Origin of the sequence: Streptomyces sp. NPDC048419 (assembly GCF_043200415.1) — a bacterium.
Classification (GTDB): domain Bacteria; phylum Actinomycetota; class Actinomycetes; order Streptomycetales; family Streptomycetaceae; genus Streptomyces.
In genome coordinates, this window is record NZ_JBICXT010000052.1 from 1 (window position 1) to 23,295 (window position 23,295).

The window sequence follows — 23,295 nt, forward strand, 5'->3', positions numbered from 1 at the left end:
AGGTTGTGATCAGCGACGAGTACAGGCCCTCGCGCCGCAGCAAGGCGCCCTTGGCCTGCTTGTCGAGCCCCTCGTACTCGGCCAGGATCCGCGCCGCCGAGCACCGGCGATGACCGGTGGAGCGGGGTGTCACCTGCGGATCCGGGGCCCCGTGGCCGTTGGTGCTGGCCACTACGGACACTTCTCCTTCTCCGCCCTCGACTCAATGAGCTTCTTCGAGTTGGCCACCGATCGGGTGACATGTCGGACAGGTTGGTGCAGGTCAGATGGTTTTGCCCCTCCGCCTGGGGCGCCGGGTTGAAGAAGCTCAATGAATCATCCAGTATGCCTGGCTCGACCAACGTTGCCAGAGAGGGATGCCGCCTGTCCCCGCGCTGCCTGGAAAAGCTGGCCGCGTACCTCGATGAAGGGCCAGCCGCGCACGGCTGGGTGGAGGATCAGGTGTGGACCGCGGCGAGGGTGGCCACGCTGATCGGCAGGAAGTTTCACGTCTCCTACAGCGTCTCGGGTGCCACCCGGCTGATGCACCGGCTCGGCTTCAGCCCGCAGATCCCCGTACGGCGGGTGGCCGAGCGCGACGAGCAGGCCGTCACCGTCTGGAAGGAGGCGACCTGGGCGGAGGTAAAAGAGCCCGGGCGGCCTGCGGAGGCTACATCTGCTTCGAGGACGAAGCCGGGTTCACGCGGCGGCCGCCCAGAGGACGGACCTGGGGCCGGCGCGGCCGCACCCCGGTCGTGACCATCAGCGGACGCCGCTCGGGACGGCTGTCGGTGGCCGGGCTGATCGCCATGCGACCCGGCTCCCCGACCCGACTGTGCCACCGTCTGCGCACTCACCCTGCGGGCAAAGGCAAGCGCCGCAGCATGGGCGAGCGCGACTTCATCGCGTTGATCGACGGCACCCATCACCTCGTCAAGGCGCCGATCGTGCTGGTCTGGGACCGGCTCAACACTCATGTCTCCCATGCCATGCGTGAGTTGATCGGGACTACGACGCGATCAGACCACCGGACTTCACGAGTTCAACCTGAGTAACTTCACGGCCTTGCCCTTTAGGGGCCGAGTTGTTTACAGGAGGGTGACCGCCAAATGACCGCTCCGGCCAGGAGATTGCCTCACGCCGCATGGTTGAGGGTGCCGCCGTTGTTTGTGGTGACCGTGGCCGAATCGCTCAGGGTCACGGTGCCGCCGGCGTTGAGCGTGTCGACCCTGGTCTGCTCTCGGGCGTCCACGACGCCGCCATTGACAGTAGTGACTCGGGAGGTCCCCTCAGCGGTCACGGTGCCGCCGTTCACCGTCGTGGCCATACCCCCCTCAAGGTAGACGGTGGCGCCGACGTTGACGGTGGTCACTGTGGCGGAGTCGTTGACGCTAACGGTGCCGCCGTCGACGGTGCCCACCGTTGCAAACCTGCCGCTGGCGTTCACGATTCCACGGATGACCCTTTCGACTCTAGCCCGGTCACGTACGCTCACCATCCCGCCGGAGACGGTCGTCACGGTAGCGTGGCCGTCGGCGTCCACATTGCCCCCAGACACGCTGACGGAGGCAGCTCCATGGGCACCATAGACGAGCACATGGTGAAAACCGGTGCGACTGATCTTGATCGTGTCACCGAGGGTGTCGGTGATGTGGATCTCGAAGTCGCCAAGGGCATCTGAGAGCGCGTCAAATTCGTTCTGGGTATCGGCCCGCCACGCCTTCATGCCTGAGGTGCGTGGGGCGAGAGGCTGGAAGGGGCCTTCTACGCCAGGAGCCATGATCCAGAGATTCTCTGGCCGTTTAAGAAGCTCACTGATTGCCGGTTTGACGACGATCATTCCGTTTTTGCGGTCCTCGCCCAGCAGCCGCCAGGCGTTCCCTTCGCCCTCGGTGACACCCTTCTCGAAGGTCTTCACCCAATACATCGCCGGAGCAATATGGGGTACCAGTTCCGGATGTTCGTATATCTGATCGGCTAGCCATGGCTCAAGCCAGGCGGTGGTCGTCTCTTTGGTCTCGGGATCAGTGAACGTCCGCGGGGTTTCCCGTCTGGCTATGAACGATGCACGCGCACGCGCACCGCTTGGCGCGGTGCACGCCGTAAGGACTATCGTGCCGGACAGACGGGCGAGGAGTCCGGTGCAGCCGTGGATACCGGCGCTCTTGTCGCACGTACTCTTCGTACCGTTGCAGAGTTGGATGCCGGATTCGATCTTGGTCGGCCCATCGGGTGCTCCGGGTGGCTTGGAGGCTTTGTCAATCAGAGGCACGGACCCCACCGCGATCGTCTTTCGTAGGACGGGCTTAGGGGTAGTCCTCAAATAGTTATTGAGCCGCTCCGTCTCGCTTGCGTCCCCCGCAAGCAGCGTGAAGTTCGGAATTGACGATCCGACTGGGTGTTTGCGGACGTTCCTGAGCTCCCCCACCACCGCCTCCATGCCCATCCCCATGGCAACGTAGGAATCCTGCTCCGCCAGCGTATGGACCTCGCAGTTCTTTGGCACGAACGTCTCCTGGCCCCGGGTGTAGGTCCCGTGCCCAATCACTGCCACCTCGTTGCGCAACTTGCCCTTGACGCCTTTCACCTCCTGGGGGCCCGTGCGCTGAAACTCCTCCAGCGTGACTGCCGCCTGACTAAGCTGCGCTGCAATCTGCCTGGCCCGCTGTCGGCCAGCAGCCCAGTCGTGGATCTCCGCGACCGCAGAGTTGAAAGCGGACTGCTTCCGCCGCGCTGCGGGACTCACAGTCGCGCCAGACTCATAGATCGCCAGTACGTGAGCGAAGCGCCGCTCGTATGTGGCCACCTCCTGCCACCCGGGCCCGTCGGCCGCGCCCTTCAGCTGCTCGACCTTTTTCCCGTGCGCGGAGATGAGCTCTTGCGTCCAGCCAGCCGCCTCTTGGACCTCTTCCACGTCAGGCACCTCGGAGACTCGGCGGGCACCCTCGCGACGCAGCCAGGCGCGCAGCACATCGACCCTGCGCTGGTAGACCTCGATCTCTTCGCCGAGCAATTCCAGTGTGTCCGGTTCCATGACCTTCATCATCTCGCGCACGGCCGCCAACTGTGCAAGCAAGTCCGTCGCCCGCGACAAGAATTCGCGTTCCGCGCCGCGGGCGTCGGCAAGCGGCGTGGGAGGGGACTTCGGCCGGGTGGGAACGGTCGGAGTGCCCTTCTTCTCCTCCAGGCCGATTGGTGGCAGCCCTTTCACCTCTGTGGGGCTCCCGAGCTGAAGGGCACCGCCGTTTACAGGCCGCAACGAGCCCTGACTAGGTTCGACCGCGTCGCGTGTAACGGTGTTTCCTTGGGCATCGACCACGTACCTGATCTCGTCAGATCCCGTCCGGACATAAAGGTGCCCATCCGCGCTTTCATGGACACGATAATGGCTCCCCGAAGATTTGAAGAACAGATCACCAGTGGGAGCAGACGGTCGAGTTGCTGGACCACGGGTGAACGTTTTCTCCTTTTTCGTGAAATCGAGCAGTTTAGCGAGCTGAGGCTGGGCGACGCCACCGGTCACTTCTATGTCGATCTCCCCTCGGTCCCGCGACCAGCGCTCGCCCTTCCGCGCCATGGTGATCTTCCCCGATGCGACTGTCCTGAGATCTCGCGGCCACCGGTTCGGTGGGCTAAGCAGCACCATCACCAATTCCCGGCTTCCGGGAATTTCCTGAATGGAGAAACGCACAACACCACCTTCGGGGACGTTTTTTAGCGTACGAATATTATGGGATCGCAAGTCGCGTTTCGACAGCTTGACAGGGGGCCTCTCCTCTTCTGCTCTCGACGAGGCTACGTCCTCAAATTCCTCCTCCATCCCGGATGGGGAGCGTGGCCCGGGGGAGATTGGCCCCGATGCCACCCGCTCCGGGTCCGACGCTGGCCAAGGCTCCCGCGACAGAGGGCTCGGGGTTCCAGCCGAGGGAGACCGCAGTTCCGGAGACAGAGGTTCCGGTGAGTGCCCGCGTGTAGGCGACTGCAGCGAGGGGGGCGGCAGCTGCGCCGCCCGCTGGAACACCCGCCTTGCTTCGCGACCATCTGGCACCGGCGGCAGTGCGCCAAGAATACTTGCGATTGTTCCCCTATTCACACGGCGGAGTGGAAGCTCTGCCGGAATATCACTTTCCTGAGCGGACGTATCATCCTCCACCGACTCCAGCTTATGAGGACCTTCTTCGCCCTCCAGGCCGGGAGGCAGGTCACCCGCTGGAATATCATCGCCGGACATCCTTTATCCCTCCTGAACACCGAGAGACCAGCTCCAACGAAATGAGGGAGATGGAGCGTTTTATCTCGACACCATCGATGGTGATACCGAACGTGGTGCCCGTCGCGCCGAGGCTGATGGTCTGAGTGTTGTGGACAACCTTGTAACTCAGCCCCGCTAGCGCACTGGTGGTGGAATCGCTGCTCACGAGAAGCTCCGTATGCTGGTCTTCTACGGTTCGTCCTCGGGCTATGGCCGTGCTGGCGTTGACCAGATCCGCATTCCCGATCCGTATGCGCCGCCCGCTACGAGCGGCCCCGGGGCGACCCCAATCCACCGTGAACCGGGATAGCCAACGTAATACGCAAAAACGCATACCAAACGATACTCCCCTCCCCCGTGACAGTCATCGGGGTGGGCACTCGGCCTTGGGTGTAGCTCTCCTCCAGGGAAGCCCTTGAGCTGGGAGAACGCTGGTTGATGGTGTGGGCGGGGTAGACGTCCTTCTACTGTGGCGGGTGAAGTAGGGGGCGTCGATGGTGTCGTTGATGGAGGAGTTGGAGGCGCGGGAGGCGGCGGCCCGTGTCCGGGTGGAGGAACTCGAGGCGGAAATCGCCGAGTTGACCGCGCGGCTGGTGGTTGAGCGCAGGGCTGTTGCAAAGTCGCGCACTGATGGCGTTGTTGCTGGTCAGGGAGTATGGCCATCCACCGTGGCCCAGCTCGTGTGACGGCCATTCAGCGCCGTGGTCGTCCCAGGAGACGGGTTGACCAGGGTGAACGTCCGATCGAGCAGATGCTCGCCGAGGCGCGGAGTCCGGCCAGAGCGGACTTTGCAACAGCCCTGTGGGTGAGCGGGAGGTGTGGACGCGGCTGCGGGTGACGCGGGAGACGGTGGCCCAGGTGCTCGCCGAGCTGTCCGGGCAGGACGTGGCCGGGACTGCGCCGCTGCAGGAGCCGGTGGCGCCCCAGACGCAGGTGGAGCGCGGGGTGCGGGTGGTGGGCGCGATCATGGTGCCGCACTGGCGGGAAGGTCTCTCGACGGACGTGCTGCCGGATGTGTACCGGGACATCGTCGAGGTGATCGCGGACGCGTCGTCTCCGATGCAGGCCAAGCAGATCGTGCCCCGGATCGGGCTGCCCGCGGTGACCGCGAAGATCGAGGGGACGCGGGGGAAGCTGAAACAGCTCTACGTTCGGCCGCGGGGCAGTCCTCCCATTCGTAACTGCCTGTTCTCTTTCCGCTCGCGTGGTCGACGTCGTTCGAACGGGGTGCTGGTTCGGGTGAGTTGAGCGGTGTTGAGGCATGAAGGAAGGGCCTCTTGGTAGCTCGCGGTTGTTGAATCCAGCGAGTTGCAAGAGGCCCTGGTGTTGAAGTGTTGCGTGGTGGTGGCCGACGGGTCCAGTCGAACCACTCCTGGGTGTGACCGTCTCGCCCACAGGTTCGGGAACGCGGCCGACCAGCCCGGCCGCCGGCGGCGGTACGGCTCGGACATGAGCGATGCATGGTGCTGCTCACCCGACTGCGACTCACCGGCCAGGGCCGCCGCCGCTCGCTCGTTACGCCTGCGCCGTCGGGAGCGTGCGTGACCGTGAACTGCGCGAGATCCTCGTACCCCGGGAGAACGCCGGCCGCGATGCTGTCCGGCAATTCCTCGCCGCCCACGGCGTGACGGACATCGACCATCGCAGTCACATCCTGCTGACCTGCATCGTCGCACTGGTCTTCGACCGGCTGGTGAGCGGCGGCGAAGTGCCGCGCGAAGCCCTCGGCCTGGTCGCCGCCGCCCTACGTTAGGCCCCGGGCATCCACTCGGGGCGACACGTACGACGGCGGTCGCAAACGCCAACGGGGCCGCCGTGCTGCGCAACTGCTGGCCGTGGGTTGAGATCGTAGGACAGGCTGAGGGGGAAAGACAGGAGTGATGGACGAATTCGAGGTCGATGAGGTGGTGCAGCGGGCGCTGGACCGGCTGACGTTGCTGGCCGAGGCGACCACCGCGTTGTCCAGCACGCTCGACTCGGACACGGGCTTGTCCCGGGTGTGCCGCATCCTGGTACCGCAGCTGGCTGACTGGGCCGCAGTCGACCTGCTGGCAGAGGACGGCAGGCCACGCCGCGTCTGCGTGGTGCACCACGACGCCCCTGACGTGCCAGTCGCGGGCTGACCGGTCTGCTACCCCCGGTTCCCGAGGCACCCGCCGGGCCGCTGGCCCGGGTGCTGGCCGGTGCCGGCCCGCTCCTGCTCACCGCCGCGGACCTGCCCACGACCGGGCAGACGACGGATCCGCTGTATGCGCGGCAGCTGGAGCTGTTCACCCAGCTCGGCACCGACACCGCCATCGTCGCCCCACTGCGGGCGCGCCGCCAGGTCCTCGGTGCGCTGACCGTGGGCCGCGGTACCGGACGGGCGCCGCTGACCAGCCCCGATCTGGCGATGGTGGACGACCTCGCCCACCGCATGGCGCTGGGGGTGGACAATGCGCGCCTGTACCGCCAGACCCAGCGCATCGCCGAACGTCTCCAGCGCTCACTGCTGCCCGTCCTGCCCGAGACGGGCCTGCTGCAACTGTCCGCCCGCTACGCCCCGGCCGCCGCCACTGCCGAGGTCGGAGGTGACTGGTACGACAGCTTCCCCCTGCCCACCGGCCACACCACGATGATCATCGGTGACGTCAGCGGCCACGACCTGCGGGCCGCGGTCACGATGAGCCAGTTGCGCAACATGCTGCGCGGCATCGGCTGCGACCGCCAAGAACCTCCCGGCCACATCCTGCGCCGCCTGGACCTCGCCCACCACACCCTGTACCCGCGTGTGACCGCGACCTGCCTGTACGGCCTGCTCGGCGAGGACACGACGGGGACATGGACCCTGCAATTCTCCAGCGCCGGACACCCGCCACCCCTGCTGATCACTCACGCCGGCGACACCCGCTATCTCACCGGCGGACACGGCCTCCTCCTCGGCCTCGATCCCGACCAGGCGCGCCCGCACGCCACCGAAGTCCTGCCGGCAGGCTCCACCGTGCTCCTCTACACCGACGGTCTGATCGAGCGCCGCGGTGAAGGGCTGGATACCGGCATGACCCGGCTGCGCCAGCACGCCGCCGCCCTGGCCCGCGAGAGTCTGGACACCTTCTGCGACGAACTGCTCACCGGCCTGGCCGCCGACCACGCCGACGATGTCGCCCTCCTCGCCGCCCGCCTACCCACGCAGAGTCCAGCCGGCAGGCGGCAGTGACTCACGGCCGACAGGCCACTCCGGCAGCCCGGAGCCTGCTCAAAGCCGATGCCGCCGCGGGGCAAGCCCTACCAGTGGTGGTTCGCCGACGGCGGCCGGGTGCGCTCGGCCGCTCTGTTGAGCCCGGCCCGCACCAGTCAGGCCATGCTGATGCAGGGGCAGGTGGACGGGATATCCGGGATCGGAATCACCGTAGAGCCGGCTGGGATCGCCGCAGCCGACCAGCACGCCCGTCGCTCTGCTGGGCATTGCCTCCTGAGGACCAGCCGCTGGTGCGGTCGCGGGGGCTCGAGGACGCCGGTGCCGCTGTTGGTCCGTCGGCCCGCTCCCCCGCGGACTGGATCGAGTACGACAAGCGGCAGTTCCGGCAGCTCCTGGACCGGCTCACGCGGGTGATCACAGGCTGGCTCGATCCGCACCTGGCAACCTCCCCCGGCGACGAATGGGCCCACCTCGCCACCGACCAGCTCACCGGGGTCCGCGCCACCCTCGCCCAGCCCTCCAAGCGGCCATCACGCCCGTGGCGTTGGACGTGGCAAGCAGGCCATCAGGTGACGGGTTGGGGCAACTCGCCCGGATGCACCTTGACCACCTTCACACGCGTGCATCCCGCAGCCTTCAGAGCCCGCCGCCGCCGGGTCGCGGCCGGCTTGTCGAAGACGCCGGCCGATGCCTGTGCCGCGCCGTCGGGATCGGCCCACGTCAGGCCGTAACGTCGGCTTGCGCTGGTCATGACCTCATCCTCTCCGCCACAGCGGTCCATCAGCACGCCATCCAAACGATGGCCGGCCCGTACGCCAGCAGCCTTCCACCAGGCCGCCGACGCCTCGAGAGGACCCCCAGCCGAGAGCACGTCGCCGGCCCGGCGGTGTGGGCCCGGGGCCGGCTGTGTGACGAACCCGGCTGACGCCGGCCCGGGCCCTCTCACCTTCTGGCGTATCTCCGGGCGTTGGGAATCGCCACAGGGGCCGCGGATGTCCCTCGCAGCATGCCTACAACCTCAAGACGAAGTCCGCGACCGGCAGACGCCGCGCCCGCACTTCCACGGCCGTCGGCTTCCTCGCTTTCGAGGAAGCCAGTGCAAGGCTCAGGTGGTGGGTGTGGCGATGTGCAGCGGCGTCGCGCCGGGCGGGGCGGGGGTGTGGTCGGTGTGTTGGGTGAGGTCGGTCCACCAGGCGGCGCCGTCCTCGATGTGCCGCAGCAGAACGCCTTCGCGGATGGCCCAGGGGCAGATGGTGGCCGTCGTGAGTCCGGTCAGCTTCATCGCCGTGTGCCCGATGACCGCGCCGGCCAGGCTCTGGGCGGCGCGCGGCGCGGAAATGCCCGGCAGGTCGGCCCGTTCGGCCGCGGGCAGGCCGGCGAGGAGATCGCGTGCGCTGCGCAGGTCGCGCCGGTGCAGGACGCGCTGGGTGAAGGGGCCGTCGCGTCCGGGCGCGGCGCCGCACAGCCGGGCCAGTTGCTGGATGGTGCGGGAGGTGGCCACCGCGGTGCGTGGCCCCTCCCAGCGGATCCGGGCCGCCACGTCCCGCAGTTGATGGCGGACGGTGCGGCGCAGCGCCTTGAGCTGGGCCGGTGTCGGTGGGTCAGGGCCGTCGAAGAACTCCCGGGTGAGCCGGTTGGCGCCCAAGGACAGCGAGGCGACGAAGTCCGGCAGCCGCCCCCGCCCGAAGGCCACCTCCAGGGAGCCGCCGCCGATGTCGAACAGCGCGAGCGGTCCCGATTGCCAGCCCATCCAGCGCCGCGCTGCCAGGAAGGTCAGTTCGGCCTCCACCTCGCCCGGCAGCGTGCACAGCTCGATCCCGGTCTCCGTCCGTACCGCGCGCAGCACCTGGGCACGGTTGGGGGCATGGCGTACGACGGCGGTGGCAAACGCCAGCGGGCCCGCCGCGCCCCACTGCTGCGCCTTCACCCCGGCCGCCCCGACCGCCTCGGCCAGCCGCCCGACCGCCTCCCGCGGCACCGGCCCGCCCGGCTCGACGCATTCGGACAGCCGCAGCTTCCACTTGGCGGTGTGCACCGGCAGCGGCACCCCGCCCTCAACGTCCGCCACCACCAGCCGGACCGTGTTCGACCCGACATCCACCACACCCATCCGCATGCCGCGCGAGTACCCGGCCCGCACCCGGCCATGGGTGCAACGGCGGAACTAGGAAACGATGATCGGTCAGAGCCTGGCTGTGCCCGACGCGCACCTCCGGTGGCGCCCGCCGCACGCGGCCCGGTGACGTTGCCAGGAGCGCGCCATCTGAATCGTCGAGGCGCCGGACGGCACGTGCCCTGGCGTTTTCCGGCCGTGCCTTGGGGAACCCGAGCGGCATCTCAGCTCATCGAGAAAAGCGCACCGCTCCACGTGCCACCAGCCGGCGGGCTGAGTCGTCCAGAGGCAGAGAGAAGCTGAAACGCCGTGACCCCGGGCACTGTCAAGAGGAACGTCCTGCACGTGACCGAGACCGGTTGGACGAAGTTCCGCCATACACGCGGCAAGGGCGTAAGCACCTGCGTCTCCCCCGTCGAAGACGGCAGCACCCCGCCCTCGGCGCACACGAGTACCGACTGGAACATCGTCCGAGGCGACGACTGACCGCACTCCCGGCCAACCGGCGGAATGCGCTGACGTGTTGAGAAACGGCCCGGGGACTGCAGACCATAGGGGCTCTCGCCTGAGCACGGAACCTCAGTACCCGCAATCGGCTCCATGACACGCCGGGCTCCACAACGCGAGGGCCCCCACCCGGCATGCGTGCCTGGTTGCGATGACCTCTTGACCCACAACGCATGGCGGGGCCGCGCGGCGGTGCGTCGCCGGGAAAGGCCGCGCCAGGCGTGTCGGCCCCTCCCGGCGACGCACCGCTTCAGTACCCGGACGATCCGCGTTCATGCCCTTGATGCCGTGCCCGCACCGCCGCGGCCAGACGGTCCCGCAGCTGGCCGGCATCACTGGCCGGTCGCGGTCGCCGTGCCCTGCACCAGGCGACCGCCGAGGTACCGAAGCAGGGGATGCCCGGCTGACCCCGTGAGCGGCTGTCCTCGTCACCGGACGGCCCTGCGGCGCGCGGGCCCGTACTCCGCCGCCCGCGGGGGGCGAACGAGTCCCCATCTCGTGTATCGGTGCTGCCGGTTGTCGGGAACAAAACCAACGGGTCCTCTCTTCACGAAAGTGTTGATCTCGCAGCCATCAGCTGTTCCCCGTGACGCACGCCGGGGCCCGCGTACCTCCCCCAGGAGGGCGGGCCCGGTGAACCCTCCTTGTGAATCACTTCCTCCAGCGCGTCACACGCCCGTCACCGGTGACGCCTATCGTACTTGGGCTCAGTTCGATGGGCGGCTTCGTGTCATGAGAGGCAATGTCGCCGGGTTTGTAGGCACATGGAGTCTGCGGTGGGATGATCGGTGTGCTTCTGCCATTGGGGGGCCGGATGTGGAAAACGGCGACCAAGGTCGGGTTGTGCGCGGCGATCCGCCGTAACCATCGTGCCGGATTGTCGGGGCGTGCGCTGGAGCGCGGGTACGGGATGGGCTTCGGCGGCAACATCATCGAGGCCGGCACCGCATCCTGCCGCCTCGCCCGCACCCAAGCCCGGGCCGAACCCGCTGCCGCTCAACCCTGATCGCGGTGGACACCGATCCCGCTCAGCAAGGACGCGGCCTGCGGATGACCCTGAAACGCACCCCCATCACCCCCGACTACTTCATGACCCTGGCCCTGACCGGCGAGCTGGACTCCGCCAGCATCCCGGCACTGTGCGAACTGACGTCCCACGTACTGACCGAGGGCAGCCGCCACCTGATCATGGACCTGTCCGCGGTGACCCGCTGCGACCACGCCAGCCTCTACGTCCTGCTCGGCATCCGCCAGGCCATCCACCACACCGGCGGCAGCCTCACCCTGGCCAACCCCGGCCCACCAGTCCAAGACGCACTGTCCCAAAGCCCCTTGCGAGGCCTGCTGCCCCTGCACGACACCCTCGCCGAACAGCGGCCGACCCACGAGTCCCAGCGGCCTGATGCCCATCCGGACAGCTCCGAGTGACATCCAAAACTCAGCGAGCCCCCGGAGCAAGCACCAAACGCCTCCCGAAGAACCCGACACAGCCATAGCGCCTAGAACTAGCGGTGGTTTGTTAGCCCGGGCAGTAGAGGTCAAGAGGTCTGCCGCTGGCGACGGTGTTGATCAGTTCCTGGAGTGCTTCGGGCGGGGGCTTCACCGACCATGGCCGCCAGTAGCGTTGCAGCGTGGCCCAGGGCGTCAGCCAGCCACGGACGGCGCGGAGTGTCTGGGGCCAACAGGCCGGTTGGGGCTGCTGGGATCTTGGTTCGCCCCCTCTCTAACGGGTCTGGCGGTGCGTCAGGTCCGGGTGGCTGGTGGGCCTCAACGGGCAGGGGTGGGGCGAACCAGGTGTTCCAGCAGAAGCTGAACGCGCAGTTCACGAGGGTCTGGTGACGGCGGATGGCGGTATCGGAGCGGACCTGGAAGTCTGCCCAGCCGAGTTCGTCTTTGACCTGCTTGTAGCTCTGCTCGACCCAGTGCCGCAGCCCGTAGATCCGCACGATCTCGGCGAGGTCGGCGGGCAGGTAGGGCGAGTCGGCGACGCGCGGGGAGCCGGGTCGGGGCAGATCGGTGGCCAGATACCAGGTCGCCTTCGTCGGCAGGGTGGCCGGGTCTGTGGTGGCCACCACCAGGCGGACGTTCCCGTCCGGGCCGCACCAGCCCAGCCGGGCCTCGGCGGCCCACCAGGTGGCAGTGTGTCCGTCGCGCAAGGTGCGCTCAATGCGTGTCCAGTCCCCGGGGTGGTCGGCGTCGGTCCAGGTCAGGGCGTGGGCGGCGTCGATGGGGGTGTACGCGTCGGTGCCGTAGGACCAGGTGCCGTGCCGGGGTTTGAGGGCCATCACGAACGCCAGGCCGGCAGCGTGCAGGCCGGCGCGGAAGCTGTCGTGGTCGCCGTAGGCGCAGTCGGCGGCCACCGCCCTGAAGACGAGCCCGGCCGCCTTGGCCTGGGCGGCCAGGGCCACCGCGATCTGCAGCTTGGACTGGAAGCCCGGGTCCTTCTTCCCCTTGGTGGAAGTGGTGGGCCGGGGTGTAGGGGCAGGCATGCACGGGGTAGTAGACGCGCTCGTCCGCCCAGCAGGTGGTCACGGTGACCACCCCACGGTCGATCTTCCCGACCGAGCCCAGGTACTGCTTGCCCACGTGCGCGGTCGCCGTCCCTGCCTTGCGGTCCCCGGAATCATCGATCACCAGCACCCCGCTCCCGTGTGGCGCGGTGGCCGGATCGGCCAGCAGCAGCTCCAGGCGGCGCCCGTTGACCTGGTGGTTGTCCCAGGTCGACTCCGAGAGGAAGAACTGCAGCCGCTGCACCGCCGCATGCTGGGCGCCGACCACCGGCTCGGTGCCGACGAGGCAGGTCAGTGTCTTGTTCCGGTCCCGCGGAAGCAGCAGCCCGGCCAGATACTCGCGAAACCCACGCCGCTGCGCCAGCGTCTCGAAGAGATCATCGAAGTGGGCGGCGTAGGCTTCCAGCGGACCGGGCGCGGCGGGCATGGCAGCCCTTCGTCATCTGAGGCTCCACGAAGGCGAGTTGAAAACTCTCATCTCCGACGTACTACCGCCCCGATCCGCCGTCAACAAACCACCGCTAGTGACCCCGGCATCATGCTGCAGCGGCTGGAATCAGCGCGACGCACCCAACGCCGAAGAACGAGAGAGCCTCTCGCACATCATGGAACAGAGTCAGCGGTGGACCTTCCTGCCCCGCCGGGCGTTGCTGACGATCGCCCGGGACCCGACCATGCGGCTGCGGGAGGTGGCAGCCGTCTGCCACCTCCCCGAGCGCACCGTGGCCGACCTCGAACAGGCCGGCTGTCTGGACCGAACACGACCCGGGACAAGCCGTTGCGGCATCCGGCAGAGACCGGGCTGACCGTCGGTGACCTCCCGCGGCTCTCTGCCGGCCTGGGCCACGACGACACGGATCCCGAGGCGGCACCGTAACGGCGTCCCCGGCCAGACCCGCCCTCCGGCCGCCGGACCCCCGGCCACCGCGCCTCGATCCGGTCTGCGACGTCCCTGTCGAGCTGCCGACCGGGCCGGCACGCGCGCAGGGGCCAACTCGGTGATCCGCACGCAGCGTGGAACACCTCGTCCTGCCCGACACGGGCCGCCTCTGAAGAGCGCGTCTGATGTGTGGCGGCGGGCCGACCGTACGGAGTGTGACGTCACAATGTGATGCCTCTATGTCACGCCTTCTTGGTGACAGCACAACCGCTGAGGAGGCCATCATGCCGCGCACACGCAAGGACGAGGCTCCGCTCCTCGTCGACGCACCAGTCATCCAGGGCCGGTACATCGAGCTTGACGACTACACGGTCTCCTTCGAGACCTTTCCCGGCGACGCGGACGGCACGCAGGCGTTTCGCGGGCTGCCCGACGACCGGTGCCAGTGCCCGCACTGGGGCATAGTGCTCACCGGCCGGCTCCTGCTGCGCTACCGCGACCGCACCGAGACCTACGAAGCCGGCGACGTCTACTACGCTCCGCCCGGCCACGTGCCCGTCGTGACGGCGGGGACGGAGACCGTCGACTTCAGCCCGTCCAAAGAGTTCCAGCAGACGATGGCGGTCGTGGCCGCCAACATGGCCGCCTCGGGAGGTACGCAATGAGTACCACGCAGCGAACCGTCGAGACCACGGCCCGTGAGCTGGCCGACAAACTCGTCACCTTCCTCGAGACCGGGATCCCCCCGGCGGGCCTGTTCACGCCGGACGCGTTCTGCGACTTCACGCCACCGCAGTGGCGCCTGCAGGCACAGGGAATCGACGATCTCGTCGCGCTGCGCAAGGCCGGGCACCCCGGCGCCAGCCGGGTGCCCCGGTCCCGGTACGACGCCACGGCAACGGGCTTCGTCCTGGAAGTCGAGGAACAGTGGGAGCAGGACGGCGAATCCTGGTACTGCCGGGAGCTGCTCCGCGCCGACGTGGCCGACGGGTCGATCTCGCAGCTCTCCGTGTACTGCACCGGCGACTGGGACCGAGCCCGCGTCGCCGAACACGCCAGGTCTGTGCAGCTGCGCAGACCCTGACCGCGGCCCTGACCGCAGTATGGTCTGGTCATGGAGCCTGCGGCCGACAAGGTCGCCGCCGCCCGAGCGGCACTGCTGGCGGCCTACTACGAGGCCCGCGACAACGGTGACGCCGAACTCATGGCTGTGGCGGCACTGAGACTGCCGTCGAGTCAGTACTTCGGCACGCATCCGGGTCACGTGCCCGCCTTGATCCACGAGGCGTACACCGTGGCGGTCGAGCCGGCGAACCGCTGCCGGCTCGCCGCCGCGCTCGCGCGGGCGTGGACCTACGGAGGCGAGACCCGGCGAGCAGTGGCATTCGCCCGGGAGGCGGTCACTCTCGCCGACCGCCTCGGCGATCCCGAGATCATCGCCGACGCCCTCGACGCCGCGCTGCTCGCCAGCTGGGGGCCCGACGACTTCGCCGAACGGCTGGCTCTCTCCGCGCGTCTGGCCGACGCGGCAGCCCATCTCACCGAACCCGCGCAGCGGCTGACCGCTCATCTGTGGCGTCTGACCACCGCCTGGGAATGCCTTGACGTGCTCGCCGTGCAGCGCCAGCTTCGGGCGCTCGACATGATCGCCGAGGAGTCGGGCTCGGCCCGCGCCGCCTTCTTCGCCGCGTCCCGCCGGGCCATGCACGCCCTTGCCACCGGCGACATCGACACAGCCGATCGGCTCATCCCGATCACCCATGACCTCGGAGGCCAGGCCGCCGAGCCCGACCGGGAGGCGGTCGTGCACAGCCTTATCGCCGCCCGGGCACGACAAGTCGGTGACGTCGAGACGCTGCGGAGCGAGGCCGCCGCGTTCGAGGCATACGGCTCCAGCGAGGGGGTGCCCTCGGTGTCCGCCGAAGCCGCGGTGTTCTGGCTCGCCGCAGAGGAACCCAACCGCGCGGAGCAGCTGCTGCACCAGCTCGCCGGCGCCGGGCTCGGGACTGTGCCCCGCGACGTCCACTTCCTGCTCACCGTCACTTCGCTCATCGATGTCGCCGCCGCGCTGCACAGCGATGACATCGTCGCCGACGGTGTCCGCCTTCTAGAACCCTTTGCCGGCCGAGCGGTGCTCAACGCCGGTGCGGTGACCTTCCACGGCGTGGTCGACGACTACCTCCACCGCGCCGAACAAGCACTCGGCAGACCCGCCGCGACGCGGTGGCGCCACAGCGCGGCATCCGCCTACCAGCGGATCGGCGCCGCCTGGTGGCGGGACCGGCTCATCGCCCCCGCAGCGGCGACGCGCCCAGCCCCTCCCGTCACCGTGCACCTCCATCGAGACGGCGAACTCGGCTGGGTCGTCGGCACCAGCGGCACGAAGATCGTGCTGCCAGACCTCAAGGGGCTCTTCTACCTGCGTGAACTGCTCCGCAGCCCGGGCGTCGAGTTGAGCGTGCTCGACCTGTCCGCCGCAACACCAGGCCATGCAGGAATCGTCACCGAATCGAACACGGCCGAAGTCATCGACAAACAGGCCCTGACCGCCTACCACCACCGGCTGCGTGACATCGACGCTGAGCTGGACGAAGCCGAGTCGTGGACCGACCAGGCCAGACTCGACCGACTGCAGCTCGAACGCGAGGCCCTACTCGCCGAGGTGCGCACCGCTACCGGCCTCGGCGGTCGACGCCGACGCTTCACCTCAGCTCATGAGCGAGCCAGAATCGCCGTACGCAAGGCGATCGCGTCGACCCTCGACCGCATCGACCACCACGACGCCCCACTCGCCCGCCTGCTGCGCGACACCATTCACACTGGAGCGTCCTGTCGTTATGATCCGGACCCCTCGCGGCCGGTGAGCTGGCTGCTCGAAACCCCGAAATCCGAAGAGTAACTACTTTTCGGCGGGCTAAGAGGTCGCGCAGATAGGCGTGGTGCTGGTATCCCGGCAGCAAGACAGGCACAGGTCCCGGCCAACGTCAGGACGCCCGGTCCACCGGGCCCCGAGCCGTCGCAGATTCGGCCCACGTACGCCCTGCCAGCCGCAGTCTTCGCAGGCATGAGGACGGATCCTCCGGGTACCTGGAGCGGTGCCTGATCCCGGGGAAGGCCGTCCCACTCGCGGCCTTCCCTCTCGGGCCGCGGCCCGCGCATGTCCGCCGTTCGGTCCTGACCTGTGCAGAGGCATCCGAGAAATCCTTCAGAGGCCGAAAGTCGCGGGCTCCCCGCGGTGTCGCTGCGAGCGCAGGCGTGCGGCGGCGGGACAGCCAGGGGTCAGGAGGCGGTGTTCCTCGTCAGGGCAGTGTCCAGGGCCTGGCGGATCACGTCCGGCATTTCCTGGCTGTGCGCCCAGGCGACGATGTGCTCCGCCACCCGCCGCAGCTTGATGTTGGTGTGCTGGGAGACCTCGGTGAGGACCTGCAGGCAGCGTTCGGGCTCGATGCCGCCCAGGGCGCTGACCACGCCGATCGCCTGGTCGATCACGGCGTGCGAATCCAGTGCCTGGTTCAGCTGGCTGACCTCTTCTTTGAGGTCGCTGATCTGATGCTGGAAGACTTCCTGTCCCGGCACGGGGCGAGGATCTGCGCGGTCGGCGTCCTCGTCGTACGGGTGCTCCATCGTGGTCACGTCCAGGGTCCGGGGACGGCTCCGCACAGGGCCGCGGTGGGAATCAGGAAGAGCTGTGTGATCAGGCATGACACCTCCCGGCACAGACGGCCTTCTTGCCCCCTCCCAGCATCACCCGGCCTTGGTACCACGTCAACCAAAACATGAAAGATGACGCAGCCTTTTGAATGCGTGAATCAGGCGCCCTATGCTGGGGTGCATGGACCGAGCGCCGGAACCACACGCAGGCTGGACGTTTTTGACCAACCACTCCCGCGTGCTGGCTGCCATCGCCGAGGACCGCACCACCCGCGTCCGCGACATCGCCGCCCGCTGCCGGCTCACCGAACGCGCCGTCCAAAAGATCATCGCCGACCTGGAGGCGGGCGGGTACCTCACCCGCGTCCGGGAAGGCCGCTCGAACCTCTACCGCATCGCCCCCGACATGCTCCTGCGCCATCCCGCGGACGCACCGGCCACGGTCGCCGAGCTGCTGGCGATCCTGGCCCACCACGAGTCCGGACAGGCCATCGCATCGATGGCCCCCGAGCCCGACGAACACTGAGCCTGCGGGCCCGGTCGCCACCCGGATGGTGCCCGGCGCTGAAGGTCGGCAGCGAGGTTCCTTCCCACTGGCTTCCCCAGCCCGACGATCCTTACGGGGTTCGGGCGACTGCGGCAACTGGCCGCCACCGGACTGCGCGCCTCGATCACCGATCGCGTGGTGGGACCCCACTGCCCGGTACTGCGCTCCCGGCCATGGCTCATTCGCGAAGGCCTCCTGGACAACGCCGAGAACCAGGAGGAACTGGCGGTCGCGAACATGCCTGAGCGCCAGCGCCACGCCCCCAGGCCCAGCGGGCCGCCGCGCAGCTGAACGACAGCATGATCATGAGGATGCCCTGTGATAAGAGGCCAGTTGGGGGCGTGGTGGAAGCGCCTCGCGGCCCCTTGGGGGGTCGACGGGTGTCCGTCAGTCCGCCGGTAACGGCGATCACCTCACCCACCGTGAAACTGGAGTCGGCGTCGGACGCGAGATGGACATAGGCGGGAGCCACTTCCTCAGGCTGCGCGACCCGCCCCATGGGCGACGAACTGCCCAGGTTGGTCAGGTAGCCGTCAGGGAAACGCTGACCAGCCAGATTGAGCACAGTCCACGTAGGGCCCGGCGAGACGACATTGGCCCGCACGCCGCGCTTTGCCAGATGGGAGGCGATCGATTTGTTGAATCCTCCCCCAGCTGAAGCAGGGGGATTCCTGGCTCACGCCGCCTGCGGGTCAGCGACCCGACAGGTCTTCCACGATCAACACCAGCCGGGTTGAAACCAGCCCGGGTTCGTACCGCAAAGCTTGGAGGTGCATGTGCCGTCTTGGCTCTCGATCAGCACGGCGTACGCGCTTGGTTCTCGCAACGCACGGCAGTCAGCCTACCCGACCGTGTGGGCGGTCTTTCGCCCTGAGGGCGAAACCCCGTTCCCTGCCCTGCTCCGCAGGAGTCCGATTCATCCCCGGCCCGAAGGCCGGGGCATCCTCGGAGGTCTCAGGTGAAGGCGACCATGGCGGCCTTCGACGCGGCGTAGTCCATCATCATCTCGCTGCCCTTGAGCGCTTCCTCAGAAGCCGTGGCGATCACCGCGTCGCCGTGGGAGAGGTACGGCAGGGCCGCCATCACGAGGTAGAAGTAGGCGTAGACCTTCGTTTTGAAGACACGGTCGAAGCCTTCGGCGGTCAAATCCCCCAGATCGTTCTGGCTGTTGAGATAGGCGGCGTTGCTCACCAGCACGTTCAGCCCGCCCAGGTCCTCAACCGTGCGCTCGATGACGTCGGTGCAAAACGACGGCTCGCACAGGTCGCCCGGCAGCAGCAGGCACCTTCGCCCCTCCTTCTCCACCGCTTCGCGTGTCTCGGCGGCATCACCGTCTTCCTCCAGCAGATAGACGATGGCCACATCGGCCCCCTCGCGGGCGTACAGGACGGCCACCGAGCGGCCGATGCCCGAGTCGCCTCCCGTGATCAGCGCGACCTTGCCGGCGAGTTTTCCCGATCCACGGTAGTGCGGCGCCAAGTACCTCGGGCGTATCTCCATGTCCGCCTCGAGGCCCGGACGCTGCTGGCGTTGGAATCGGTAGGGCGGAGACAGCTCCGCCTCCTCCTGCGGCATCGCCGGCAGCTCAGGCGGCGTACTGTCCGCGGCTTGTCCTTCCCTCATGACTACCCCTTTCGGCTTTCGCTTTCCGGCGCCGACGCTGTGACGCATGACCCGCGTGTCCCCGACCACTGAAGATCAAACTGGTGGATGGCCTCGAGCCCCTCACAACGCCCGGCGGCCTCGGCGTCATAGAACCGCGCCACCCGATCGGGTCCGCGTCAAACGCAGTCTGCGCGGACCCGCCGTGTACTCCAGTCGTTCGCTGGGGAGTTGGCGTCGTGCCTCTTACTTCGCGGATCGGTGAAGGTTCGTGATCTGGTGTGGTCTGTGGTGGTCCGGCTCCAAGGGGTTTCACGGCTGGGACCGAGGTGGTGGAGGGCCGGCGTCGGCGTCCGCCGACCTCCTTGTTCATCGGCAGAGCGATTCATCAGTGGAGTGGCAGACGGAGCTGAGCCAAGGCAGGTGGCTCCCTGCATTACGCGAACGCCATGCAGAATGCCTGCCCGTTCGACGAGGAACAGGGCGGAGCAATCCACGGGGCGTCGCGCCCGGGTGAGGAGCGCGGCGGCGGCCGCGTTCAGGGACTGCGCCGGCGTTTCCCGCTCCGGACCCCGCTTGGTGAGCGATCTGCGCATCGAGCGGCAGACCGCGCGCGCCTCGCTGGCGGCACAGTGGACGAGAGACGGACAAATCTCGGGCGCAAAGGCTCCTCCTGCGAGCTGTACCTCGCCTGGGCGGGGCCCAATCGAGGCCGACGGATCGGACGACAGTTTCGGGGAACTCGGGACGTCGACCTCGTCCGGACGTGCCGGACGACGGCGGGAAAGGAAACGACATGTCCAACCCTCAGCAACCCGAACAGCGACGCAGCCACAAAGGCGGTGCCACACCGCAGCACAGCGGTGAGCTCAAGGCCCGGCAGAGCGAGGACACGGACGGCGGCCACGCCCATGGCACCGACAAGGGGAACAAGGGTGGCGGAGAAGGCGGCAAAGTGCCTCCGGACCAGCGGCCCGATCACCCCTGAGCCTCCGGGCCCTGCGACTACCTGAGAGAACAGCGAGGAGGAGTCTCATGCCGGCCGGTTCGAGTTCCAAGCGGGAGCGACAGTACGAACACATCAAGGGAAGCGCCCAGGGCCGGGGGGAGTCCGCCGGGCGGGCCAAGGAAATCGCCGCCCGGACCGTCAACAAGGAGCGCGCCAGGTCGGGCGAGTCCAAGAGCGCGAGCAAAGCCTCGACCCGTGACCCCAAATCCGCGTCCGAGCGCGGCGGGCAGCGCTCGCACAGCGGCGCGCAGGGACCGACCAAGGACCAGCTGTATGAAGAGGCCAAGAAGCGCGACATCCACGGCCGCTCCTCGATGACCAAGAAGCAGTTGCGGAACGCCCTCGGCCACTGAGGGGGGATGATGCGCTCCGAGGTGGACCGGATCGCGCGGCCCTGGGGGATCGTACGCCCTAGGTGTGCTGACTGGACACGTTGGTGACGCGGCTGGCTGGGGTTTGGCCGGTGGGGTGGACTCATATCTGGACGCCGGTGTCGCGGCTGATGCGGTCGAGGAATGGGTGCCGACCGCGTCGCTGCTGCACTCCAACGGGGACGCGATGGACGTCGCGGTCGCTCACGGCCGGACCGTCGGGGTGCGCGGGCGGCCCGGTGACCGGGTGAACCGCGGCCGGCTCGGCCCGAAAGATTTGTTTGGCTGGCAGGCCGACCAGGCCAAAGACCGGCTGACCATTCCCCTGGTCCGGGACGGCCAGGATCTCATCCCCTGTGGCTGGGACACCGCGATGGACAGGGTCGCTGCCAGGACGAGACAGCTGCTGGACGAGAGCGGCCCCGGAGCCATCGGCTTCTACACCGCCGGCCAGCTGTTCCTGGAGGAGTACTACACGCTGTCGGTGATCGCCCGCACCGGGATCGGCACCAACCATCTCGACGGAAACCCGCCTGTGCACCTCCACTGCGGCCGAGGCCTTGAAGGAGACATTCGGTTGCGCCGGCCAGCCCGCCTCCTACACGGACGTCGGCCATGCTGATGTCATCGCCCTGTTCGGGCACAACGTGGGCCGAGACACAGCCGGTGTAGTGGATGCGCGTCCTGGACCGCCTTGATGGACCCGATCCGCCCCGCCTGGTGTGCGTCGATCCGCGTCCCACCCCGGTGGCCCGCCGCGCGGTCATCCATCTTGCGCCTCGTGCGGGAACCAACGTGGCCCTGCTCAATGCCCTGCTGCACGAGGTCATCCGCACCGGCCGGACAGTTCGACACTTCATCGAGGCGCATACCGTCGGCTTCGAGGAACTCGCTGAGCGCGTCGCACCCTGCACACCCTCCTGGGCCGCCGGCATCTGCGATGTACCGGCCAAATAGATCGCCGAGACTGCGGAGATCATCGGCCATGCCGAGCGGCTGCTGTCTACCGTCCTGCAGGGTGTCTACCAGTCCCACCAGGCAACCGCGGCCGCCTGCCAGGTCAACAACCTCCAGCTGATCCGGGGCATGCTCGGCCGACCCGGCTGCGGAGTTCTCCAGATGAACGGCCAGCCCAGCGCCGAGAACACTCGCGAGTGCGGTGCGAACGGCGACCTGCCGGGCTTTCGCAACTGGGAGAACGACGCCCACGTCGAGGGCCTCGCCAGAATCTGGAACGTCGAGCCGTCCCGCATTCCGCACTACGCCCCGCCCACTCCCGCGATGCAGATCTTCCGGTTCGCGGAGCAGGGCTCGATCCGGATGCTGTGGATCACCGGCACCAACCCGCTGGTCTCGCTGCCCGAGCTGAACCGGATCCGCGGGATCCTCGGCCGGCAACGGCTCTTCACCGTCGTACAGGACCTCTATCTCACCGAGACCGCTCAGCTCGCGGACGTGGTCCTGCCCGCGGCGACCTGGGCGGAGAAGATCGGCACCCTCACCAACGCCGACCGCACCGTCCACCTCTGCGAGAAGGCGGTCGACCCGCCGGGCGGGGCTCGCCCGGACCTGGCGATTTTCCTCGACTACGCCCGCCGGATGGACTTCCGCGACAAGGACGGCCGCCCGCTCATCGGCTGGCACGACGCGGAGTCGGCGTTCGAGGCGTGGAAGCAATGCAGCCGCGGCCGGCCGTGTGACTACACCGGTCTGACCTAGCAGCGGCTGCGCGGTACGAGCGGCATCCAGTGGCCTTGCACCCAGCGCTCCCCCCACGGCACCGAGCGCCTGTACACCGACGGCATCTGGTGGGCCGTGCCCGACGACTGCGAGACCTACGGCAAGGACCTGGTGACCGGCGCATCCGTGGCCGAGACCGAATACCGGGCGCTCAACCCCCAGGGCAGGGCGGTGCTGAAGGCCGCCGGATACGTCCCGCCCCACGAGACGACCGACGAGACGTATCCGCTCCAGCTGACCACGGGTTGCACCCTCTACCACTTCCACACCCGCACCAAGACCGGTCCTGTCCCCCAGCTGAATGGCGCCGCCGGCGTCGGACCTCGATCATTCACGTGCGCGCGCCGAGGTGAGGGGGTGGCCGGGTGCTGCGCCAGAACTTCCCAAGGGCAGCACCGACCTCAGCAGACACAGCCGCAACGATCTCGGTGCCGTCGCCACTGCCCTCAACAGCTGCCCCCGCAAGACCCTCGGATGGCGGACACCAGCCGAGGCATTCACCGAGTATGAACGGGTAAGCGCTGAGCTCACCGGCGAAGACGCAGGTAACCGGGTGAGCGTGGAGCGCGCAACATCCTCGACTACGCCGTGGGGTTGACTCGCAATACCCTGACCGAAGTTACACCTACATCCGACCTGGACAGCGTTCACGCCGCCTGGGTTCTCCTGATCGCCAACATGGCCGACAGTACACAAGTTGCGGACAATCAGCCATGAGCAGGAGACCGACCACGGACGCCCGGCCGGAAAGAAGTGATCGCCATGACAAGTGTTCTCGCCAACGACAACCTCGTCACCTTGCTGCGGCGCATCATCACCGACGCAAGCGACAACATGGACAAGCTCCGCGGGCTGTCGGACGGGTCTGCCGCACGATCGGGTGACATCTGAACTGGCTTGCCCTGTGGGGCGGGTGGGAAGGATGTCACTGTGCCCAAGCCTTATCCGGAGGAGTT

At 68.0% G+C, this 23,295-nt stretch carries 26 protein-coding genes and 4 pseudogenes; 21 read left to right on the forward strand and 9 right to left on the reverse strand.

All coding sequences use genetic code 11. The features are described 5' to 3' along the window. Window positions 1–297: 297 nt before the first annotated feature. Together ACGFYN_RS45285 and ACGFYN_RS45290 are read left to right on the forward strand one after the other, a co-directional pair. On the forward strand, window positions 298–738 hold the full coding sequence (locus ACGFYN_RS45285; RefSeq protein WP_393871844.1) for a winged helix-turn-helix domain-containing protein: 441 nt from the start codon (window positions 298–300) through the stop codon (window positions 736–738). Then, window positions 654–1,034 (forward strand): transposase, encoded by a 381-nt coding sequence (locus ACGFYN_RS45290; protein WP_393871867.1) that lies wholly within the window; start codon window positions 654–656, stop codon window positions 1,032–1,034. Before ACGFYN_RS45285 ends, ACGFYN_RS45290 begins: the two co-directional genes overlap by 85 nt. Window positions 1,035–1,114: 80 nt before the next feature. Here ACGFYN_RS45290 and ACGFYN_RS45295 read toward each other — a convergent pair whose 3' ends face one another. Next, a complete protein-coding gene (locus ACGFYN_RS45295; RefSeq protein ID WP_393871845.1) occupies window positions 1,115–3,799 on the reverse strand; it encodes a hypothetical protein in 2,685 nt (894 codons plus the stop codon). 397 nt (window positions 3,800–4,196) lie between these two features. Beyond that, on the reverse strand, window positions 4,197–4,397 hold the full coding sequence (locus ACGFYN_RS45300; protein WP_393871846.1) for a hypothetical protein: 201 nt from the start codon (window positions 4,395–4,397) through the stop codon (window positions 4,197–4,199). Between the two features lie 340 nt (window positions 4,398–4,737). Between ACGFYN_RS45300 and ACGFYN_RS45305 the strand changes: the two genes are divergently transcribed. The 6 genes and pseudogenes from ACGFYN_RS45305 (at window position 4,738) to ACGFYN_RS45330 (ending at window position 7,823) form a co-directional block, all read left to right on the forward strand. Continuing rightward, window positions 4,738–4,917, forward strand: coding sequence for a hypothetical protein (locus ACGFYN_RS45305; protein ID WP_393871847.1), 180 nt, complete (start codon window positions 4,738–4,740; stop codon window positions 4,915–4,917). 115 nt (window positions 4,918–5,032) lie between these two features. Beyond that, window positions 5,033–5,479 (forward strand): hypothetical protein, encoded by a 447-nt coding sequence (locus tag ACGFYN_RS45310; protein ID WP_393871848.1) that lies wholly within the window; start codon window positions 5,033–5,035, stop codon window positions 5,477–5,479. A 212-nt stretch (window positions 5,480–5,691) separates the two neighbouring features. Beyond that, window positions 5,692–5,984, forward strand: a pseudogene (locus ACGFYN_RS45315) (TetR family transcriptional regulator); the annotation flags it as partial. Window positions 5,985–6,111: 127 nt separating this feature from the next. After that, the gene (locus ACGFYN_RS45320) at window positions 6,112–6,354 is read left to right on the forward strand and encodes a hypothetical protein (protein WP_393871849.1); all 243 of its coding nucleotides are present in this window, start codon (window positions 6,112–6,114) and stop codon (window positions 6,352–6,354) included. 50 nt (window positions 6,355–6,404) lie between these two features. After that, entirely contained in the window at window positions 6,405–7,427 is a 1,023-nt protein-coding gene (locus ACGFYN_RS45325) for a PP2C family protein-serine/threonine phosphatase (RefSeq protein ID WP_393871850.1), read from the forward strand. A 48-nt stretch (window positions 7,428–7,475) separates the two neighbouring features. Then, window positions 7,476–7,823 (forward strand): anti-sigma factor domain-containing protein, encoded by a 348-nt coding sequence (locus tag ACGFYN_RS45330; RefSeq protein ID WP_393871851.1) that lies wholly within the window; start codon window positions 7,476–7,478, stop codon window positions 7,821–7,823. 151 nt (window positions 7,824–7,974) lie between these two features. On the opposite strand, the gene ACGFYN_RS45335 is transcribed toward ACGFYN_RS45330, so the two are convergent. Next, complete coding sequence (locus ACGFYN_RS45335) at window positions 7,975–8,160, reverse strand: hypothetical protein (protein ID WP_393871852.1); 186 nt, start codon at window positions 8,158–8,160, stop codon at window positions 7,975–7,977. A gap of 354 nt (window positions 8,161–8,514) precedes the next feature. Beyond that, window positions 8,515–9,525 (reverse strand): Ppx/GppA family phosphatase, encoded by a 1,011-nt coding sequence (locus ACGFYN_RS45340; RefSeq protein WP_393871853.1) that lies wholly within the window; start codon window positions 9,523–9,525, stop codon window positions 8,515–8,517. 342 nt (window positions 9,526–9,867) lie between these two features. Here ACGFYN_RS45340 and ACGFYN_RS45345 point away from each other — a divergent pair, with 342 nt between their 5' ends. From ACGFYN_RS45345 to ACGFYN_RS45355, 3 genes are all read left to right on the forward strand, one after another. Next, window positions 9,868–10,008, forward strand: coding sequence for a hypothetical protein (locus ACGFYN_RS45345; protein ID WP_393871854.1), 141 nt, complete (start codon window positions 9,868–9,870; stop codon window positions 10,006–10,008). Between the two features lie 802 nt (window positions 10,009–10,810). Next, window positions 10,811–11,035 carry a hypothetical protein gene (locus ACGFYN_RS45350; protein WP_393871855.1) on the forward strand — a complete coding sequence of 75 codons (225 nt, stop codon included), beginning with the start codon at window positions 10,811–10,813 and terminating at the stop codon, window positions 11,033–11,035. 44 nt (window positions 11,036–11,079) lie between these two features. Next, on the forward strand, window positions 11,080–11,457 hold the full coding sequence (locus ACGFYN_RS45355) for an STAS domain-containing protein (protein ID WP_393871856.1): 378 nt from the start codon (window positions 11,080–11,082) through the stop codon (window positions 11,455–11,457). 110 nt (window positions 11,458–11,567) lie between these two features. On the opposite strand, the gene ACGFYN_RS45360 is transcribed toward ACGFYN_RS45355, so the two are convergent. Both ACGFYN_RS45360 and ACGFYN_RS45365 read right to left on the reverse strand, forming a co-directional pair. After that, window positions 11,568–12,518 (reverse strand): transposase, encoded by a 951-nt coding sequence (locus ACGFYN_RS45360; RefSeq protein ID WP_393871857.1) that lies wholly within the window; start codon window positions 12,516–12,518, stop codon window positions 11,568–11,570. Between the two features lie 40 nt (window positions 12,519–12,558). Further along, window positions 12,559–12,966 (reverse strand): annotated as a pseudogene (locus ACGFYN_RS45365) (transposase); the annotation flags it as partial. 178 nt (window positions 12,967–13,144) lie between these two features. On the opposite strand from ACGFYN_RS45365, the gene ACGFYN_RS45370 reads away from it, so the two are divergent. The 4 genes from ACGFYN_RS45370 (at window position 13,145) to ACGFYN_RS45385 (ending at window position 16,318) form a co-directional block, all read left to right on the forward strand. After that, a complete protein-coding gene (locus ACGFYN_RS45370; protein ID WP_393871858.1) occupies window positions 13,145–13,345 on the forward strand; it encodes a hypothetical protein in 201 nt (66 codons plus the stop codon). Window positions 13,346–13,703: 358 nt separating this feature from the next. After that, window positions 13,704–14,084 (forward strand): hypothetical protein, encoded by a 381-nt coding sequence (locus ACGFYN_RS45375; protein ID WP_393871859.1) that lies wholly within the window; start codon window positions 13,704–13,706, stop codon window positions 14,082–14,084. Further along, window positions 14,081–14,503 (forward strand): hypothetical protein, encoded by a 423-nt coding sequence (locus ACGFYN_RS45380; RefSeq protein ID WP_393871860.1) that lies wholly within the window; start codon window positions 14,081–14,083, stop codon window positions 14,501–14,503. Before ACGFYN_RS45375 ends, ACGFYN_RS45380 begins: the two co-directional genes overlap by 4 nt. Before the next feature lie 30 nt (window positions 14,504–14,533). Beyond that, window positions 14,534–16,318: a hypothetical protein gene (locus ACGFYN_RS45385; RefSeq protein ID WP_393871861.1), complete on the forward strand. Its 1,785-nt coding sequence runs from the start codon at window positions 14,534–14,536 to the stop codon at window positions 16,316–16,318. Between the two features lie 380 nt (window positions 16,319–16,698). Here ACGFYN_RS45385 and ACGFYN_RS45390 read toward each other — a convergent pair whose 3' ends face one another. After that, entirely contained in the window at window positions 16,699–17,043 is a 345-nt protein-coding gene (locus tag ACGFYN_RS45390; protein WP_393871868.1) for an ANTAR domain-containing protein, read from the reverse strand. Window positions 17,044–17,251: 208 nt separating this feature from the next. Between ACGFYN_RS45390 and ACGFYN_RS45395 the strand changes: the two genes are divergently transcribed. Next, the gene (locus ACGFYN_RS45395) at window positions 17,252–17,596 is read left to right on the forward strand and encodes a helix-turn-helix transcriptional regulator (RefSeq protein WP_393871862.1); all 345 of its coding nucleotides are present in this window, start codon (window positions 17,252–17,254) and stop codon (window positions 17,594–17,596) included. 199 nt (window positions 17,597–17,795) lie between these two features. Here the strand turns inward: ACGFYN_RS45395 and ACGFYN_RS45400 are convergent, their stop codons facing one another. Further along, a complete protein-coding gene (locus tag ACGFYN_RS45400) occupies window positions 17,796–18,248 on the reverse strand; it encodes an SDR family oxidoreductase (RefSeq protein ID WP_393871869.1) in 453 nt (150 codons plus the stop codon). A gap of 323 nt (window positions 18,249–18,571) precedes the next feature. Continuing rightward, window positions 18,572–19,192 (reverse strand): SDR family NAD(P)-dependent oxidoreductase, encoded by a 621-nt coding sequence (locus ACGFYN_RS45405; RefSeq protein ID WP_393871863.1) that lies wholly within the window; start codon window positions 19,190–19,192, stop codon window positions 18,572–18,574. 823 nt (window positions 19,193–20,015) lie between these two features. Between ACGFYN_RS45405 and ACGFYN_RS45410 the strand changes: the two genes are divergently transcribed. The 5 genes and pseudogenes from ACGFYN_RS45410 (at window position 20,016) to ACGFYN_RS45430 (ending at window position 23,230) form a co-directional block, all read left to right on the forward strand. Further along, window positions 20,016–20,207, forward strand: coding sequence for a hypothetical protein (locus ACGFYN_RS45410; protein ID WP_393871864.1), 192 nt, complete (start codon window positions 20,016–20,018; stop codon window positions 20,205–20,207). Between the two features lie 47 nt (window positions 20,208–20,254). Then, entirely contained in the window at window positions 20,255–20,581 is a 327-nt protein-coding gene (locus ACGFYN_RS45415) for a plasmid stabilization protein (RefSeq protein ID WP_393871865.1), read from the forward strand. Between the two features lie 9 nt (window positions 20,582–20,590). Then, window positions 20,591–22,651 (forward strand): annotated as a pseudogene (locus ACGFYN_RS45420) (molybdopterin-dependent oxidoreductase); the annotation flags it as partial. Between the two features lie 70 nt (window positions 22,652–22,721). Then, a pseudogene (locus ACGFYN_RS45425) lies at window positions 22,722–22,937 on the forward strand (hypothetical protein); the annotation flags it as partial. A gap of 164 nt (window positions 22,938–23,101) precedes the next feature. Further along, a complete protein-coding gene (locus tag ACGFYN_RS45430; RefSeq protein WP_393871866.1) occupies window positions 23,102–23,230 on the forward strand; it encodes a hypothetical protein in 129 nt (42 codons plus the stop codon). Window positions 23,231–23,295: the final 65 nt, after the last annotated feature.

What these genes read in the sequence shown, in the direction of transcription:
- ACGFYN_RS45295 (WP_393871845.1), bottom strand. Translation starts at nt 3,799, where the DNA reads ATGGAGGAGGAATTTGAGGACGTAGCCTCGTCGAGAGCAGAAGAGGAG.
- ACGFYN_RS45305 (WP_393871847.1), top strand. Translation starts at nt 4,738, where the DNA reads ATGGAGGAGTTGGAGGCGCGGGAGGCGGCGGCCCGTGTCCGGGTGGAG.
- ACGFYN_RS45320 (WP_393871849.1), top strand. Translation starts at nt 6,112, where the DNA reads ATGGACGAATTCGAGGTCGATGAGGTGGTGCAGCGGGCGCTGGACCGG.
- ACGFYN_RS45330 (WP_393871851.1), top strand. Translation starts at nt 7,476, where the DNA reads ATGCCGCCGCGGGGCAAGCCCTACCAGTGGTGGTTCGCCGACGGCGGC.
- ACGFYN_RS45335 (WP_393871852.1), bottom strand. Translation starts at nt 8,160, where the DNA reads ATGACCAGCGCAAGCCGACGTTACGGCCTGACGTGGGCCGATCCCGAC.
- ACGFYN_RS45340 (WP_393871853.1), bottom strand. Translation starts at nt 9,525, where the DNA reads ATGCGGATGGGTGTGGTGGATGTCGGGTCGAACACGGTCCGGCTGGTG.
- ACGFYN_RS45350 (WP_393871855.1), top strand. Translation starts at nt 10,811, where the DNA reads ATGATCGGTGTGCTTCTGCCATTGGGGGGCCGGATGTGGAAAACGGCG.
- ACGFYN_RS45355 (WP_393871856.1), top strand. Translation starts at nt 11,080, where the DNA reads ATGACCCTGAAACGCACCCCCATCACCCCCGACTACTTCATGACCCTG.
- ACGFYN_RS45360 (WP_393871857.1), bottom strand. Translation starts at nt 12,518, where the DNA reads ATGCCTGCCCCTACACCCCGGCCCACCACTTCCACCAAGGGGAAGAAG.
- ACGFYN_RS45370 (WP_393871858.1), top strand. Translation starts at nt 13,145, where the DNA reads ATGGAACAGAGTCAGCGGTGGACCTTCCTGCCCCGCCGGGCGTTGCTG.
- ACGFYN_RS45375 (WP_393871859.1), top strand. Translation starts at nt 13,704, where the DNA reads ATGCCGCGCACACGCAAGGACGAGGCTCCGCTCCTCGTCGACGCACCA.
- ACGFYN_RS45380 (WP_393871860.1), top strand. Translation starts at nt 14,081, where the DNA reads ATGAGTACCACGCAGCGAACCGTCGAGACCACGGCCCGTGAGCTGGCC.
- ACGFYN_RS45385 (WP_393871861.1), top strand. Translation starts at nt 14,534, where the DNA reads ATGGAGCCTGCGGCCGACAAGGTCGCCGCCGCCCGAGCGGCACTGCTG.
- ACGFYN_RS45390 (WP_393871868.1), bottom strand. Translation starts at nt 17,043, where the DNA reads ATGGAGCACCCGTACGACGAGGACGCCGACCGCGCAGATCCTCGCCCC.
- ACGFYN_RS45395 (WP_393871862.1), top strand. Translation starts at nt 17,252, where the DNA reads ATGGACCGAGCGCCGGAACCACACGCAGGCTGGACGTTTTTGACCAAC.
- ACGFYN_RS45405 (WP_393871863.1), bottom strand. Translation starts at nt 19,192, where the DNA reads ATGCCGCAGGAGGAGGCGGAGCTGTCTCCGCCCTACCGATTCCAACGC.
- ACGFYN_RS45410 (WP_393871864.1), top strand. Translation starts at nt 20,016, where the DNA reads ATGTCCAACCCTCAGCAACCCGAACAGCGACGCAGCCACAAAGGCGGT.
- ACGFYN_RS45415 (WP_393871865.1), top strand. Translation starts at nt 20,255, where the DNA reads ATGCCGGCCGGTTCGAGTTCCAAGCGGGAGCGACAGTACGAACACATC.
- ACGFYN_RS45430 (WP_393871866.1), top strand. Translation starts at nt 23,102, where the DNA reads ATGACAAGTGTTCTCGCCAACGACAACCTCGTCACCTTGCTGCGGCGC.